The sequence below is a fragment of the Pantoea sp. Mhis genome, from assembly GCF_009830015.1.
The window spans coordinates 58744-76911 of record NZ_SZZX01000003.1 but is presented as its reverse complement, the minus strand read 5'-3'; the positions used below and the strand labels follow the sequence as shown (position 1 = coordinate 76911).

Annotated in this window: 12 protein-coding genes and 1 tRNA gene; all 13 read right to left on the bottom strand. The window is 26.1% G+C overall.

Translation table 11 applies throughout. The features are described 5' to 3' along the window. Positions 1 to 171: 171 nt before the first annotated feature. Positions 172 to 918, bottom strand: a complete 747-nt coding sequence (gene cysQ, locus FD727_RS01745) for a 3'(2'),5'-bisphosphate nucleotidase CysQ (RefSeq protein WP_159938452.1) — start codon at positions 916 to 918, stop codon at positions 172 to 174. Positions 919 to 1006: 88 nt separating this feature from the next. Beyond that, positions 1007 to 1456 (bottom strand): 50S ribosomal protein L9, encoded by a 450-nt coding sequence (gene rplI, locus FD727_RS01740; protein WP_159938451.1) that lies wholly within the window; start codon positions 1454 to 1456, stop codon positions 1007 to 1009. A 41-nt stretch (positions 1457 to 1497) separates the two neighbouring features. Next, the gene (rpsR, locus tag FD727_RS01735) at positions 1498 to 1725 is read right to left on the bottom strand and encodes a 30S ribosomal protein S18 (protein ID WP_159938450.1); all 228 of its coding nucleotides are present in this window, start codon (positions 1723 to 1725) and stop codon (positions 1498 to 1500) included. A 186-nt stretch (positions 1726 to 1911) separates the two neighbouring features. After that, complete coding sequence (gene rpsF, locus FD727_RS01730; RefSeq protein WP_159938449.1) at positions 1912 to 2307, bottom strand: 30S ribosomal protein S6; 396 nt, start codon at positions 2305 to 2307, stop codon at positions 1912 to 1914. Between the two features lie 719 nt (positions 2308 to 3026). Next, entirely contained in the window at positions 3027 to 3785 is a 759-nt protein-coding gene (rlmB, locus tag FD727_RS01725) for a 23S rRNA (guanosine(2251)-2'-O)-methyltransferase RlmB (protein WP_159938448.1), read from the bottom strand. A 49-nt stretch (positions 3786 to 3834) separates the two neighbouring features. Then, entirely contained in the window at positions 3835 to 6048 is a 2214-nt protein-coding gene (gene rnr, locus FD727_RS01720; RefSeq protein WP_159938447.1) for a ribonuclease R, read from the bottom strand. 471 nt (positions 6049 to 6519) lie between these two features. After that, the gene (locus tag FD727_RS01715) at positions 6520 to 7821 is read right to left on the bottom strand and encodes an adenylosuccinate synthase (RefSeq protein WP_159938446.1); all 1302 of its coding nucleotides are present in this window, start codon (positions 7819 to 7821) and stop codon (positions 6520 to 6522) included. Positions 7822 to 9655: 1834 nt separating this feature from the next. Then, entirely contained in the window at positions 9656 to 10939 is a 1284-nt protein-coding gene (gene hflX / locus FD727_RS01710) for a ribosome rescue GTPase HflX (protein WP_159938445.1), read from the bottom strand. Between the two features lie 434 nt (positions 10940 to 11373). Next, entirely contained in the window at positions 11374 to 12330 is a 957-nt protein-coding gene (gene miaA, locus FD727_RS01705; RefSeq protein WP_159938444.1) for a tRNA (adenosine(37)-N6)-dimethylallyltransferase MiaA, read from the bottom strand. Beyond that, positions 12308 to 14125, bottom strand: coding sequence for a DNA mismatch repair endonuclease MutL (mutL, locus tag FD727_RS01700; RefSeq protein WP_159938443.1), 1818 nt, complete (start codon positions 14123 to 14125; stop codon positions 12308 to 12310). Before mutL ends, miaA begins: the two co-directional genes overlap by 23 nt. 1577 nt (positions 14126 to 15702) lie before the next feature. Then, positions 15703 to 16185: a tRNA (adenosine(37)-N6)-threonylcarbamoyltransferase complex ATPase subunit type 1 TsaE gene (tsaE, locus tag FD727_RS01695; RefSeq protein ID WP_159938442.1), complete on the bottom strand. Its 483-nt coding sequence runs from the start codon at positions 16183 to 16185 to the stop codon at positions 15703 to 15705. Positions 16186 to 16188: 3 nt separating this feature from the next. Then, positions 16189 to 17712, bottom strand: coding sequence for an NAD(P)H-hydrate dehydratase (locus FD727_RS01690; RefSeq protein WP_204162634.1), 1524 nt, complete (start codon positions 17710 to 17712; stop codon positions 16189 to 16191). Between the two features lie 300 nt (positions 17713 to 18012). Beyond that, positions 18013 to 18088, bottom strand: a tRNA-Gly gene (locus tag FD727_RS01685). Positions 18089 to 18168 lie beyond the last annotated feature (80 nt).

The following is an 18168-nucleotide window of genomic DNA, read 5'->3' as shown; positions in this document are numbered from 1 at the left end:
AATATAGGTTTTAAACCTATATTAATTAAATGTTAAATGACAATAAAAATAAAGCTAATTTACCTATACCCATAGGTGAATATTAAAATATATGTCTATATAAAAGGAATGATGAATTTAGTTATAAATATAATTAAATTTATTTATTATTAACGATATAACTATATATAATCATATAGAAACAATGAATCCTAAATTCAAAAAAGATTTACGAGGAAAGTAGTCTAATTCTTTACCTGACCAGTCATGTACATATGCACCAGCAGCAACTGCAACAGCATGGCCAGCAGCTGTATCCCAAATATTAGTAGATCCAAAACGAGGATATATTTGTGCTTTACCTTCTGCAATTAGACAAAACTTCAAGGAAGAACCTACATTAATAATTTGATGTTCACCTATTTTATATAGAAATTCTTTTAGTTCTTTGCTATTTTTATTAGAATGTGAACGACTTAATGTTATTAATGGTGGATAAGATTTTTTTACACAAATTTTTATTTTATGACCATCTTTCTCTTTCCAAGCTTTACCAGAATTAGCAGCATATATAGTATTTAAGATAGGAGCATAAATTACACCTAATGTTGGTTTTCCATATTCAATTAATGCTATATTAATAGTAAACTCACCATTGTGTTTAATAAATTCTTTAGTACCATCCAGAGGATCAATTAACCAATATTTATGCCAATATTGACGAATTTTCCACATTGGCAATTCTTCTTCTGAAATCACTGGAATCTCTGGTGATAATATTTTTAGTCCTTTTATAATAATATTATGTGCAGCAATATCTGCTGAAGTAACTGGTGATTGATCCAATTTACGATTTATATTGATAGAATCAGCGCTATCATATATATTTCTTACAACTGTGCCTGCTTCATATACTAATTGGCAAATATTATCTAACATTTTATATTTTACCTCCGCCAATTTTGTATTTAAGCAAATATATTAATATAATAATATTCATATATAACAATTAAATTAATTTATATAATTATTGAGGTATAACATTTACTATTAATTTAGCTCCAATCTTATGTTGAAACTGAAATTCAACTAAATGTTCTCCTATACTACGTATTAAACCATTCGTCAAACGTATTTCTTTTTTCGAAACATTAATACCTGCTTTAATTAAAGCAGTAGCAATATCACGAGCTCCAATGGAGCCAAATAATTTACCCTCATTACCTACTTTAGAGACCATAGTAATAATTTTTAATTTATTAATTTGTTCTGCACGTGCATTAGCTTCAGCTAATATATTAGCTAACTTCATTTCTAGTTCAAGACGTTGAGTTTCAAAAAAATTAATATTTTTTTTAGTAGCAGGAACAGCTTGACCTTTAGGTATTAAATAATTACGAGCATAACCTGCTTTAACATTCACCTGCTCACCTAATTTGCCTAAGTTTGATACTTTATCCAGTAAAATAACTTGCATATTCTTAATTCCTTCATAAGATTTATTCAAACACTATTGAGTTACTGATGTTGATCAGTATATGGTAGTAAAGATAGATAACGTGCACGCTTAATAGCACGAGCCAATTGTCTCTGATATTTAGCACAGGTACCAGTGATACGACTTGGTACGATCTTACCACTTTCAGTAATATAATTTTTTAACATCGAAATATCTTTATAATCAATTTCTTGAATACCTTCTGCTGTAAAGCGACAGAATTTACGACGACGAAAATAACGTGACATTAATTTTTCTCCTAACTTTATTAAAATCAATTTTCAAATTTTGAAAATTTACATTATATAGTTTGTATGAAATACATAATACATTTAAAATAAATGAGAAACCGAACAATTATATATCTATAAACTTTATTTAGATAAATTTTTATCAAAAAAAAATATATAATATATGATTTTTTATCATAAAAATTAATTTTCTGAATTTTCAGTTTCTAAATGTTCAGAAGATTCATCAATAAAATGATCAGAATGTTCAATAGTATCATCTTTTGTTCTAAACATTGGGGACGATTCAGTTACGCTATATTTAACAGTCATTATCATATTACGAATAATAGCATCGTTAAAACGAAAATTAGCTTCTATTTTATCGATTGCTTCTTTTGGGACTTTTATATTCATTAGGATATAATGCATTTTGTGTAACTTATTAATTGGATAAGCTAATGAACGACGACCCCAATCTTCTAAACGATAAATAGTACCCTGAGCATTACTAATTATATTAGTATAATGTTCAATCATAGTAGGTACTTGTTCACTTTGATCCGGATGAACCATAAATATAATTTCGTAATCACGCATAAATTATTCCTTATAGAATATTTAATTTTCTTAATAAAGCGGCTAACATTATGGAAAAAATATAAATAAAAATTAATTACTTACTAATGCAAAATTTATTTTTAAAGTAATTAACGATTAAGAGCAATCATACTGTTTTTTTTTGAAAATTCAAGTATATAACTTATTATATATATAAATAGAATATGTAACTATATAATACATATATAGTTAATTAATATAATATTATATTATTAAAAAATGAGATTATTATTTTAAATAATAAACTTGAATTTATGCTATAAAATTATTTTTTCCAATAAAATTTAAATTAACTTAGACATTAGTAATGGTTTTTTAGTATAATTAATTTGCTATTATTATAAATAAATTTATCTATTTATTATTTAATAATATATTAAAGTTTTTAAATAAAATTTTACTAAATAAATACTTAATTTAAATATTCTACCTATAATTATAAAATTATATCTTATCTGAAGTACATATATGGATATATCTGTATATACACTATCAATAGAATTTTACTATATATATATTTAATTAATAATAATTAAATATATATGAAATTATAAAATAATAAAAAAATAGGATAAATAGATCTATAAATGAATATGAATTTATTTATTTAAAAAACAAAGTAATTATTACTTAATCATATTAATGATATAACAAAGTTTTAGATATTAGTATCTGACAGCATATTTTAAAATATATCTTTAATTTAATTTTGAGTTTATATTTATACAATAGCGATAACGAAATATTTCATACAAAAAAATTCCAGTAGCAACTGATATATTTAGAGAAGATACTTTTCCATTCATTGGAATTTTAATTAACTTATTACAATGTTTACGTGTAAGTTGACGTATTCCTTTATCTTCTCTACCCATAACTAATGCAAGCGCATTAGGCCATTTATTTGTGTAAATTGTATTATCGGCTTTTTCTGAAGTTCCAATAACAATAATATCATATTCTTGTAGTAATCGTATGGTACGTACTAAATTAGTTACACGAATTAATGGTACATTTTCTGCTGCACCACAAGAAATTTTTCTTACGGTAGAATTAAGTTTTGCCGAACGATCTTTAGGTATAATAACTGCATCTACACCAACAGCATCAGCAGTTCGTAAACAAGCACCAAGATTATACGGATCAGTGATACAATCTAAAATTAAAAAAAATGGATTGTTTAACGACTTAAGTAAATTAGGTAAATCACTCTCACAAGCCATTAAATTTAATTTAACATCTGCAACAATACCTTGATGAACTCCGTTGTTTGATAATTTATCAAGATGTTGTTTATTAACACGAACAATGATAATTTTGTATGTTTCTAAGGAATTTATTAAGGATTGTAGACGTCGATTATTGCGATTATTTAATACATACACTTTATGAAAACAGTTAGGATCTTTGTTAAATAAAGATTGTATAGGATGTATACCAAAGATTATTTCATTCATTTATTATTTTAATAATTTTATATTTTAACTTACAAGGTTTATATTAACGTTATTTATTTCTTACTACTTTACTAGAAAGTAATGAAAAATCTATTTTACGCTCCTCTATATTAACAGCTACTACTTGTACTTCTACTTCTTCACCTAATCGATAACTAAAACCGCTATATTCAGCAATTAAGCGTTGAGTAATTGAATCAAAATGATAAGAATCATTATCTAATGTAGAAATATGTACTAAACCATCAATAAATAAATGATTAATTCGTACAAAAAAACCAAAATTAGTTACACTAGAAATAATACCACTAAAAACATTACCTACTTGATTTTGCATGAAATCACATTTCATCCAATCGATAACATCACGTACAGCTTCATCAGCACGACGTTCTGTCATTGAACAATGTTGACCAAATTGCAACATTTGTTTCATAGTATAGTGGCATCCACCTTTAAAAGGAATTAAATTATCTTTTAATTTTACTGATATTTTTTTTCTTGATAATAAATATTTAATTGTACGATGTAATAATAGATCAGAGTAACGGCGAATAGGAGAAGTAAAATGTGCATAAGAAGATAATGCTAAACCAAAATGACCACGGTTTTCTGGATCATAAACTGCTTGTTTCATTGAGCGTATCAACATAGTTTGCAACATTTCTGCATCTGGTCGATTACTAATTTGCTTTAGTAAATCAGAATAATCAATCGATTGTGGTTTTTTTCCACCTGACAATTTTAAACCTAATTCTTTTAACACAATACGAAAATCATTTATATTATCGTCGCTAGGACGATCATGATCACGAAATAAAGATGGTTCTTTGTTTTTTTCAATAAAACGAGCTGAAGCAATATTAGCTAGAATCATACATTCTTCTATCAACTTATGTGCATCATTGCGTACAATAGGTTCTATACATTTAATACGAAGTTCAGAATTAAAAATAAACTTAGCTTCTTGGGTTTCTAAGGAAATACCTCCACGATTTTCACGTGCAGTTTTTAATTTTTTGTATAAACAATATAATTCTTTTAGATGTTTGACTAAAAAAGCATATTTTTTGCATAATTCTAAATTACCCTGTAAAATATCCCATACATTATTATAAGTAAGACGACCATATGAATGCATAACCGCTTCATAATGTTTATAACTAATAAGATTTCCATTTTCAGAAACATTCATTTCACATACAATACATAGACGATCTACTTTTAATTGAAGAGAACATAAACCATTAGATAATATTTCAGGAAGCATAGGAACTACTCTGGATGGGAAATAAATAGAAGTACCACGTTGGTATGCTTCATTATCTAGAGCAGAACCAGGTTGCACATAATAACTTACATCAGCAATTGCAACCCATAAACGCCATCCTCCATTATTTTTTTTCTCACAATAAACCGCATCATCAAAATCACAAGAATCTTCGCCATCAATAGTAATTAAAGGAAGATGACGTAGATCTATACGATTTTTTTTTACATTTTCACTAATCTCTAAATTTAATTTATTTATTTCTTTTTCAATTATTTTTGGCCAGATATATGGAATTTCATGAGTACGTATAGCCATATCTATGGCGAGAGAAGTACTCATATTTTTACCTAATACTTCGATGATTTTACCAATAGCTTTAGTATGACGCGTAGCACGTTGAATGATTTCTACTACAACTATTAAACCCATATCTTTAATATATGTTTCTTGCTGCGGAATTAAAATATCAAAATTCAATCGAGTATCACTTGGAACTACAAAATTAATTTGATTATTTATAAAATATTTACCGACAATTCGATTATTACGAGGTTGCAGTATACGTATTATTCGTGCTTCTCTACGACCTTTGCGATTTATACTACTAGGTTTTGCTAAAACAATATCACCATGTAAACATAACCTCATTTGTTCAGAGGATAAATACAAATCGTCTTTCTCTCCTTCGACACGTAAAAAACCATATCCATCACGATGTCCAATAACTTTACCTCGTAATAATTTTAACGGTCCTGGTAAGGTATAGCAGTGATGATGAGTAAAGACTAATTGTCCATCACGATCCATAGCGCGTAGTCGGCGACGCAATGCTTCTTGCTGTTTTTTAGTAGTAATGTTAATTTTCTGTGCTATTTCATAGCGATTAATAGGTGTTGCATGCTTTTTTAAAAGTGTTAAAATATATTTACGACTGGGAATAAGATCTTTATATCTTTCTTTTTCTCTTTGTTGAAAATGATCTTTTGACATGACTGTTCCTCCGATGGTCTTAAATTTAAATTTTCACCGGCGGTTCATATAATATATTTATTAAATAAATTTAACTTATTATGTAATTTTACATTTTAAATAAAAATACACTGAATTTTGATATAATATGTAGATTATAGGCCAGTATTATTATATATGAGTCATAATTTATTAATAGATTAAGATATAATTATTAATGAATGATTGCAATCAATCTTAATCCTCTATAATTTTATATATTTTAATATACTTCATTAGTTTCTAGATAAATTAATATGATAAATAATTATTATTAGAATCAATGAGAACTTTTATTTTTTAATTAATAAAATTTATACATATTATAAGTAATAATAGCGTTCGGTTGATTTTCAGAAAATTCGAAAATATAGGAAATACAGTAAAAATTTGAATCATCTAAGATGATATTATAATTATTGGATAATTTCAATTATAGTTCGATATAAAAAATTATGAATTGAATGGATCACGTAAAAAAATTGTTTCAGTACGATCAGGTCCTGTAGAAATAATATCTACAGAAATGCCTATTATTTGTTCAATACGTTTAATGTAATTTAAAGCTGAGTGAGGTAGATCTATTAATTGTTTTACTCCAAAAGTATTTTTATTCCAACCTGACATTGATTCATAAATTGGTTGAATATTTTTCCAAGTTTTAGTTGTTAATGATGGTACCGTAGTTAATTCTGTGCCATCTGGCATTCGATATCCTACACAAAGCTTTATTTCTTCTAAAGAATCTAATACATCTAATTTAGTTAAACAAAAACCCGATAATGAATTAATTTGCACAGCTCTACGTAATGCGACTGTATCTAACCAACCTACACGACGTCGACGTCCTGTAGTCGTACCAAATTCATTACCTTTTTTACATAATAAATCACCAGTTTCATCGAATAATTCTGTAGGAAATGGCCCTTCTCCTACACGAGTAGAATAAGATTTGACGATACCTAGTATATAATCAATATAACGAGGACCAATACCAGAACCGGTTGCAACACCACCTGCAGTAGTGTTAGAAGATGTTACATATGGATACGTACCATGATCAATATCCAATAAAGTGCCTTGTGCTCCTTCAAAAATTATTAAATCTGCTTGTTTATACGCACGATCTAATATCGTGGCAACATCAACTACCATACTAGATAATAGATCAGAAATTGATAAAATATCATTTAAAACTTTTGTATAATCAATTGCATTTACGTTATAGTAATTTACTAATTGAAAATTATAAAAAGCAATAAGCTCTTTCAGTTTATCTGCAAAATCTACTTTATTAAAAATATCAATAATACGTAATCCTCTACGTGCTATTTTATCTTCGTATGCTGGACCTATTCCTCTTCCAGTAGTTCCTAGAGCTTTATAACCAAGTATTTTTTCGCGTGCAGCATCCATTGCTATATGGTATGGCAAAATTAATGGACAAGATTCAGAAATTAATATACGTTCGCGTGCTGGTATTCCAGCATTTTCCAATATTTTAATTTCGCTTATTAACGCTTCAGGTGATAGTACTACACCATTACCAATAATGTTAATGACATCTTTATGTAAAATTCCTGATGGAATTAAATGAAGTATAGTTTGCTTACCATTTACTACAATTGTATGACCTGCATTGTGCCCACCTTGATAACGTACAACATACTTTACACGTTCTGTAAGAAGATCTACTATTTTGCCTTTGCCTTCGTCACCCCATTGAGTGCCTAATATTACAATATTTTTATTCATTTTATAAAAATAACCGGATTACTTAGAAGTTAAGTGTATTACTGTACTATTACAATTTCATTAATTATAATATGCAATTGTTATAATATGTATTAAGATTTCATCTTATGTGTATAAAAGCACATCATGTTAACTAACGTATAAAGAATAATATTATAATTTATTAGTTTAAAATAATATGTTTAGAAAACAGTAGAATATATTAAAATGCATATAACTTAATATATATTTAAGTAATTAAAATAACAATATTTATTTATTACAAATACAATTATAACCATGATTTTATAAATAAAAAAATAAATAATTAAATTTAAGTCTGTATTAATAGTTATTAATAAACAATAAATAGAAAATTTCATACATAAATCTAAATTTATTGACCAATAATTTTTATCTTTACTTTTTATAAAAAAAGTAAGTTTAAATTATCTATAATCAATAAATATGTAATTATTGATCAAGTTAAATAACTCCATATATAAGATATATCTTATAATTTAAGATTAGTGTAATACAGTTATTATTTAAATAATTCAATTATATTTTACATTAACATATACTACTATATCAATAGTATTATTATTATTAATTTTATATATTATTAGTCAAGTGCTTTCTAATTAAATAACAATTATTTCTAGATTCTTATTTAATAAAGAATCGTAATGATAATTTATTGTTATTTAAAAGTTATTTTATTAACAATAATGTTGTTTATAATAAATAAATTATAATAATTATAAATAGTTATATTTAATTAATTTCATAGTAATACTATGAATATAAATATGGATAATTTAATTATATTAATAAAATAATTATATAATTTAAATATATTTTTTTAAATATATTTAAATTATTTTAATACTATATTTTGCTATAAAAATTTAATTAATTTATAAAATTTTAATTAGATAAGGAATTAATCAATTTAATATGTAAATTAATACATGAATTATATATTAATCATGATAAATATTATTAATAGCTCTATTTTAAAAAATTTTAAAATATAAATTTTTATAATATAAATTAGATCGAAATGCATTTTCGCGGTAATAATTTACTTGTAAATAATATTATTTAATTAAAAATTTATAATTTAACATATAAAAAACATAATTCAATTTCAGATTTTAGAGCATTTTGCACAGTATATAATCGAGCTATAAACACTATCTTACATATTTTATATACAAAATTAATTTTTGTATAAAATACTTAAAAGTTAATAACTAAACATTAATCATATCGTTTTACATAAAATTTTAAGTGAATCATATTCAAAATTGTATAACTATAAATGGTACAATAATGAATATTATAACTAATTTTCATGTGATTATTTTTTATATCTAATTATTATTTATATAATATATCTTCTGCAAGAATTAATAATTCTTAATTAAGATGGTATCTATGCTACATTTTCATAAATTATTTTATAATTAACAATTCACATGAGAAGATTAATACAAATTAAGATTAATTATAAAATATAAATAATGTTCTTTTATATATTAGCAATATGTATTGGCAATACATTAATGAATAATGCTAAATTAGCAGCTTACATATATATTTGTTATTTTTAATATATTATAGAAAAGATAAACATCTATTGTTATTAAAAATTTATTTTAATAATACTCTATATTTTATCGATGTTTTAACATTACTAATATTAAAAGTATAAAATAATATTTTTTATTTATAGAACATTGAATGAAATCTTCTAAGCATATTTACTACTATATATATCATTATGTTAAATAAGTTGATATTTTAAAAATTAGTAATTATTAGTTAAAGCTAATATATTTTATAATAATCAAATTATATAGTTAATTAGTAATAATTCCTGCTTACACAAACGCTGCCAATCAATAATAGACATCTGTATTTGCAAAAAGATGCTACCATCAGACTCATAATATTCTTTTTTAATAGCTTCTAACTTATATAAATAACTACGTAAACGTCCACATGATGGAGGCAAACGTAAATTATACTGAACAATTTTACCCAATAACAATTCATACAAAGCTTGCCACAATAATGGAAGTCCTATGCCTGTTTTAGCAGATAACCAAACACGTATAGGTTGTTGATTTGTTGCATTACGTTCGATGCGTGGATTACAGTCTTTAAGCATATCAATTTTATTCATAATCAAAAGGGTAGGAATTTTACTGGCTTTAATATTAGTTAACACTTGATTAACTACCGCAATATTATCCATAAAATATGGATTTACTGCATCTATAACATGCAGCAATAAGATTGCTTGACATGTTTCTTGTAAAGTAGCTTTAAATGCCATTATTAAATCATGCGGTAAATGACGAATAAAACCAACAGTATCCGCTAATACTACTTCACCTACATCAGTAATTTTTAAACGACGTAAAGTAGGATCTAATGTAGCAAAAAGTCGATCTGCTGTATAAACATTAGAATGAGTTATTGCATTAAATATACTAGATTTACCTGAATTTGTATATCCCACTAATCCTATAGTCGGAACATTAGCTTTAGCACGTATATGTCGACTTTGTTCACGTTGTTTTTCTACTTGTTTTAAACGAGAAGATATATAGTTAATGCGAATACGTAATAAGCGTCGATCAATTTCTAACTGAGTTTCACCTGGTCCACGTAAATTAACACCTCCTTTTTGACGTTCAAGATGTGTCCATCCACGTACTAATCGAGTTGCAAGATAGCGTAATTGTGCCAATTCAACTTGTAATTGACCCTCATGAGTTCGCGCACGTTGAGAAAAAATATGAAGAATTAATTTAGTACGATCAATAACAGGACATCCACATAATTTCTCAAGATTACGTTCTTGAGAAGGATTCAAAACATGATTGAATAAAATAACTGATGCTTTATTTGTTTTGACCGCATCGGTAATTTCAGCTGCTTTTCCTTTACCAACTAAATACTTAGGATTAGGTATATTACATTTACCTGTAATTAGTTGCAATATTTTTAGATCTGCAGATATAGCAAGATTCTTAAATTCCTGTAAATCTTCTACGTGTTTATTTTGGGAAAAACAGATATGTACTAACACGGCCTGCTCACCGAAATTATAACCGTTAAACAAGCTACAACCTCACTTAAATAAAGTAATTAAATCAAATTTAATATTAATTAATATTTTAATAATATCTAATAATTGTGGATGAATATTTTAATTGTTTATATCATAAAATAATTATTTGTATAATTGTGTGTGGTTAGTCTGTAGTGCTATTAAAGCAATCGAAATCAATATGGATATAGCATATTTATATACCATTTAGCTAATTATATTCTTAAAAAATTCCATTTTAGTTGACGTTTAATTTACCAAATATATAGAAACCTATACTAATTTTCAATATAATTCATCCAATAATGGATATTGTAAAAGTTGTTCCTTAGGAATCGCCAACTATTCATTATATTAGTTCTTTAAATGTGTTTATTGTTTATTTTAAATATAAATTTACAAAACATTGGTTATTTCATATAACATATTATAATTATTATATAAAATTATTTGTTATTTTTATTAATTAATTTAGATACTTTTTCGTATGCTTCATTTATTTTGTTGTGATCTAACCAATGTATATTCTTCCAATTACGTAACCAAGTCATTTGACGTTTAGCTAATTGTTTAGTAGCATAATTTACTTGATAAATCATCTCATTATAATTAATTTTACCACTTAAATAAGACCACATTTGTCGATAACCAATACAACGAATCGAAGGCATATCTACATGTAAATCGCTTCGTTTAAATAAAGCAAGAACTTCCCTTTCAAATCCTGAAGTTAGCATTTGATTATATCTAAATGCAATTTTTTGTTGTAGTATCTCATTATTTATAGGAGCAATACCAAATTGGTGTATATTATAATATAATTTTCTTCTAGGCTTTTTTATTAATTCGGTTAAGGTTTTACCTGTAATTAAAAAAACTTCAAGTGCTCTTAAAACTCTTTGAGAATCATTTGGATGAATACGATTAGCAGCTACTGGATCAATTTTATGTAATTGAGAGTGTAATGATCCTATTGTTTTTTCTATCATCATATTTTTTATTCGCTCCCGAACTTTAGAATTTGCTGCAGGTAATGCTGATAAACCGCAAAGCAACGTTTTAAAATAAAACATTGTTCCACCTACAAGTAAGGGAATTTTTCCTTTTTTAGTGATATGAGACATTGCTTCCAAAGCATCATGATAAAACTCTGCAACACAGTAAATTTCCGCAGGATCACGAATATCTATCAAATGATAAGGTATTAATGCTAACTTATCTGGTGAAGGTTTTGCTGTACCAATATTCATATCACGATAAACTGAAGCAGCATCAACGTTAATAATTTCTAATGGAAGCTGTTCACAGAGTGAAAGTGCAAGTTCTGTCTTTCCGGAAGCCGTAGGTCCCATTAAAAAAATTGCTGTCGCTAGATTTTTACTATCTTCGTTTACTGGATTCATAATTCAATTTATTAATTACATGATCAATATCAATAATTTTTATTAAGTCTGAAGGAGGTGAATTTAATAATTTTGGACAGAATGTTTCTAATTCTCTTAGCAATGTAACTACCTTTGAGTCACACCAATGAACTTGTTCTGAAAAATCATGATAACTTAACCATTGAACTAATGAAGAGAGAGAAACTTCTTGTTCAATGTTACTAAGATATTGTAATAGCGCTGGAATTAAAATTTTCCAATTTTGATTTCGTAATGGAAATGGTACTTTATTCAATATAACATATTGATCTTGTTTTTGTAAATTAATACCTATTATATTTAACAATACAGATTGTTTATCTAAAATAATCATTTCTTGTTTTGTAACTTTTATCTTTATTGGAATAAATAATTGTTGAAATTTTAATTCATTTTTTCTAGGATACAATTGAACTTGTTTTAAATAACGTTCAGCATTTGATATAGATAATAATTGTAAAATATCATCACGTATTAAAAGAGCATAATTTTTACGTATAATTTTTAATATTTGACCAAAACTCTCTATTTTAGAGAAAAATAATGGTATTTTTGTGTTAATTTGATAGGATGAAGAAATACTTGGTATTAATGTAGATTGTGGTATGTCAAATAATTTTTTTTTTCTAGTGATTTTATCATTTGATTTTGTACGAATTTTTTTTTGAGATACATGTTCTAAATTTATTGGTTTTTCATATTGATTGTGTATGTTTTTATATTTATTTAAAATGTCATTATATGGTATTTGAAAAAATAATTCTGAGTTCATTAGAGCACTATTCTTTAACGTATTTATAACAGCTTGGTAAATAAAATCATGTACAAAACGTGATTGATAGAATCGTATTTCATGTTTAGCGGGATGTACGTTAACATCAACTTGATCAGGATCTATTTCTAAATGCAGTACATATGCAATTTTATTGTCGTAGCGAAGAAAAATCTTATATGCTTCTCGAACTGCATTATTTATAATTTTATCTCGTATTACTCTTCCGTTGACATAACAATACTGAAAATTTACAGATCTATATGAATTGATATCAATAGATATCCAACCATGTAAGAATAGATTATCATGTTTACAATGTATTCTTACAGAATTATTCATAAAATGAATACCACAAATTGTACTGACACGATATTCATCCTTTAAATTATTAGTTATAGCTTTATATTGACGTATAAATTTACCATTATGTTCGATAGAAAATGTCACATCAGAACGTGATAAAGCAATACGTCGAATTACTTCATCTATATGCGTAAATTCAGTTTTTTCGGTACGCATGAATTTACGACGTGCTGGTTTATTATAAAACAAATCCATTACTTCCAAAGAAGTACCTATTGGATGTGCTGCGGGTTTTAATTTTATTTCTGAAGTATTACCTTCAGTATAACCTTGCCAAGCTTGATTTTGATTGACGGTGCGAGAAGTAAGGATTAATTTTGATACTGAACTAATACTAGCAAGTGCTTCACCACGAAAACCAAAGGTGATTATTGATTCTAAATCATCTAATGATGAAATTTTACTAGTTGCATGATGTGATAATGCTAATGTTAAATCTGTTTTAGAAATACCATCACCATTATCACGCACTCTAATTAATTCCATCCCACCATTCTCAATAACAACATCAATACGTGAAGAATTAGCATCTAAACTATTTTCTAATAATTCTTTTACAACTCCTGACGGCCGTTCAACTAATTCACCTGCAGCAATTTGTCTTATTAAATGTAGAGGTAAAGTTTTTATAGCCATAACAGTAAGTAGTATCCTCTTAATGATTTAATTCAAATATGATTTTAAACGATACTGCCATTCACAGAGAATTTAAGTATTTAAATATTGATGTATGATCTTTTAAGATCATGTTGTAAACTGCAATATATGTTAACATAATAAGAATAATGAGTTTTTACGTAACTCATATCTTATTTCTTTTAAATTATTCAAAATATCTAAATTAATTAAATTAAATCTGTTTTTTATAGACATTGTCATAAGTATGTTAATTATTGAATTAAATTAAGATATAGAAACATATATTTTAATCTAATAATAGTATTAATATGCTTAGTTATAAAACTATCAGATAAATTATCAACCATAAATTAATATTTTATTTTTAAGAACAATATTTTATATGTATTTAGTAAAAAGTGATTGCGTGCTCCTTTATAAATTGATCTAGCAATTTGTTATTGATAATTTTCATTAGTAAGTAAGAGTTCTTCTTTTTTATTGCTAATAAATCCAGTTTTAATTAATAAAGATGGAATATCTGGATAACAGACTCCAAAATTAGCATATTCTAGAAAATTTTTTGTAATTACATAATATTGCTCACTCCTACAATTCTTTAAGAAGAGTATCATATTCAACACATTATGAATAACTAAATTGCAAGTAAAGAATTGTTTAATTAAAATATCTATTAGATTTTTCTTATCCAATAAGTTGCCTAATTGACTTAGTAATTTGGATGGTTTTTCTTTTTATTTAACTAATTAACCATATCGTTATTAACACGTTGATTTGATAATATTCAAATCGCTGAACCATTGGCAAAATGATTTAATGCAGCATCTGCATGAATAGAAATTAATAGGTTAGCTCAATCTTTATTTAATATTTTAGAAAGTTCAGTTACTGAAATAAAATAATTTCTGGTAAGTATCAATACCACTTTAAACATAGTATCGTGATTAATTACTGTTTTAATTGACCTACAATATTAATATTGTTTAATATGGTCTATGTTGAATAGAAGCACTAAAATCCCAACAACCATCTCCAGCATTAATAGCTATAATTATTATTATATTAAAATGAATATTTTTTATGAAATAAAATGTATGTAATTTAAATATTTTGGTATTTAAAAAGCAAATGCAATTCATCACTATAATTATTATGAAGTGTTTTTAAGTAATTTCAATTAATTGGTTTAGTGTTATTTTGAACTATGAAGAATATAAATCTTAAACATAATTCTGCATTGAATCTTTGTATTGTTAATAACAATACCATTTCGTGCATTTTGAGTAAATTTAATAATTAAATTTACATATTACTTATTTATATTCCTAATATAAGTACAGTGCATAATATTATTTGAATTAAAATTAAAAGGTAATATGTTTATCATGGAATTTTGATAAAAATCAAACATCACAAGATGAGCATTATACTGTATATAAAATATATATCCTAATTAATGATATATATTCAATATTAATTTCGCTAATTTATTATTAACTTTAACAGTAGAAGTAGAAATTAATATAGAAGTATAAAATAAACAATTTACTATCAGTAAATTAATTTATATTATTTTAATATAATATATGTTTATTATCATAAAAAAAATTATTTAATAAATTTATACCTTTATCAGAAAAAGATTTAATTTCTACTTGTCGTATATTTTCTATATATTTAAAAATTAATTTCAAATCTGGTTCTGGTAAGATTCCGATTCCATTTTGTGACCATTCTACTAAATACATTACCTCTTTATTAAAAAAATCACGAATTCCTATAAATTCTAGTTGTTTAGGATTGTTTAAATAATATAGATCAAAGTGATAAACCATATCAGATCCTAAGTTATATGATTCAACCAACATATAACTTGGACTTTTAACGTATCCACGATAACCAAGAGCCTGCAAAAAACCACGACTAAATGTGGTTTTACCAGTACCCAAACTACCATCTAGATAAATTATTATTGATTTATTACAAAGGTTAGCTAAGTTTGCGCCTAAACGTAAAGTTGCATCTTCATCAGATAAAGATATCACACAAGTTGTCATATTTTAGTATTTAAATACCTCTGGATTAATAACTTTCCAAATTAACTTGATTATATCAGTAGCTAACATTCCTCTTTTTCCACGTAAACAAGCAACTTCATCTGCTGCTGCACCGTGAATTATACAACCAGCATAAGCTGATTCCAGTAATGTAAAATGTTGAGCGACTAAAGACGCAATAATACCAGTTAATGCATCACCCATACCAGCAGAAGCCATACCTTCATTACCAACATCAGCAACAGCTATTTCACCTGTAATACTTCCAATCAAAGTACCAGCCCCTTTTAATACTACTATGCCTCCGTATTGTTTTAATAACGATTGTAACGCGCTTAAAGGATCATGTTCAATTTCAATAATTTTTATACCTAATAGACGAGATGCTTCACCAAGATGAGGAGTAATAATACGATTTATATTATAATTTTGATTAATTGCTAATAAATTTAGTGCATCTGCATCCCAAACCATTGGTTTTTTAATAGATTGAACTATATTTAAAGCATCTTTACCCCAATTACGTTTTCCTAATCCTGGTCCTATAGCAATTACATCAGCCCATTCTAATGCTTTTTGTAAAACTTCTTTATTTAGGGCATTGACCATCAATTCAGGTCGAGCAGCAACGATAGCTCCAACATTATTTTTATGTGTTAATACTTGTACAATACCTACACCGCTTCGTAAAGCAGCTTCAGCTGTTATTCGAATGGCTCCTCCCATACCTATATCTCCACCGATTACTAATAAACGTCCATTATCTCCTTTATATTGTGTGGATTTAGGTGTTTTTAGCCAATACTTTAAATTATTTGCATCATATCTGATAATTGGAGTTTTTATATCAGAAAAAAAACTATTCAAACCAAGATTATGGCAATATAAATGCCCAACATAGTCTCGTGCTCTACCAATCAGTTGTCCAATTTTTAGGCCAATTATACTAAGTGTACATTGTGCACTAACTGCTACACCAGGAACTGTACCGTTGATAGCCATTAAACCTGAAGGCATATCCACTGCTAGTACAGGAGCAATATGATAATTAATCTTTTCAATCAATTGGTTATATGGAACTACAGGTGCACTATTAAGATCTGTACCAAATAAAGCATCTACTATAAGATCTACTTTTTTAGGCCAAGAAATATCAGTATTGTAAATGATACCACCAGATAATAACCAAGCATTACGAGCTTCTTGGTTTTCTTTAGTTAGTATTTCATTTTTATCTAAACAAGCAATTACAGTTACTTTAATTCCAGCAGCTTGCGCTAATTTTGCAATTACGTAACCTTTACCTCCATTATTACCATATCCACATAATATTACCCAGTATTGAGCTTGAATCCATTTTACCCTTGCTAATTCATAACAAGCTTGTCCAGCACGATGGATTAGTTCATAAGATTTTATATTTAATGTTTTAATAGCATTACGTTCTAATTGATTAATTTCTTGTATGGAGAAAACAGAATTTGGTAAAAAATGATCATTTGATTCTATTTTTATTTGATTTTTCATTTTTTATGATGAAATTGTTGATATTATAAAATCGGCCTTGCAATTATATTAAATACATCTTTTAATCCAAAGATTAGAAATTTTCTTTAATGTATTTTATGTATCTGAATAAATATTTATGAACTTAATTGTTAATAAAGATTACATAAGGTTAAATGTATTATATAAATTTTTATAAAAAAATAAAAACTAGATAAATAATATTTTTTAAAAACTAATAATTAAAAATATGCAGAAAAGAAAATATTAAAAACAATATATGTAGTTAAATTTATTAAATAAAATTCAAATATTAGTTCATGGAGCGGGAAACGAGACTCGAACTCGCGACCCCGACCTTGGCAAGGTCGTGCTCTACCAACTGAGCTATTCCCGCACTTTATTATTTGTAAGACATTAATTGTTTGAAAAATGAAATTAATTATACAAGAAATTAATTATAGTGCAAGTGTTCTA

Coding starts and splice junctions, on each gene's coding strand:
- tsaE (WP_159938442.1), bottom strand. CDS start 16,185: ATGACAACTTGTGTGATATCTTTATCTGATGAAGATGCAACTTTACGT.
- FD727_RS01715 (WP_159938446.1), bottom strand. CDS start 7,821: ATGAATAAAAATATTGTAATATTAGGCACTCAATGGGGTGACGAAGGC.
- rplI (WP_159938451.1), bottom strand. CDS start 1,456: ATGCAAGTTATTTTACTGGATAAAGTATCAAACTTAGGCAAATTAGGT.
- rpsF (WP_159938449.1), bottom strand. CDS start 2,307: ATGCGTGATTACGAAATTATATTTATGGTTCATCCGGATCAAAGTGAA.
- cysQ (WP_159938452.1), bottom strand. CDS start 918: ATGTTAGATAATATTTGCCAATTAGTATATGAAGCAGGCACAGTTGTA.
- mutL (WP_159938443.1), bottom strand. CDS start 14,125: ATGGCTATAAAAACTTTACCTCTACATTTAATAAGACAAATTGCTGCA.
- miaA (WP_159938444.1), bottom strand. CDS start 12,330: ATGAATCCAGTAAACGAAGATAGTAAAAATCTAGCGACAGCAATTTTT.
- rpsR (WP_159938450.1), bottom strand. CDS start 1,725: ATGTCACGTTATTTTCGTCGTCGTAAATTCTGTCGCTTTACAGCAGAA.
- FD727_RS01690 (WP_204162634.1), bottom strand. CDS start 17,712: ATGAAAAATCAAATAAAAATAGAATCAAATGATCATTTTTTACCAAAT.
- rnr (WP_159938447.1), bottom strand. CDS start 6,048: ATGTCAAAAGATCATTTTCAACAAAGAGAAAAAGAAAGATATAAAGAT.
- rlmB (WP_159938448.1), bottom strand. CDS start 3,785: ATGAATGAAATAATCTTTGGTATACATCCTATACAATCTTTATTTAAC.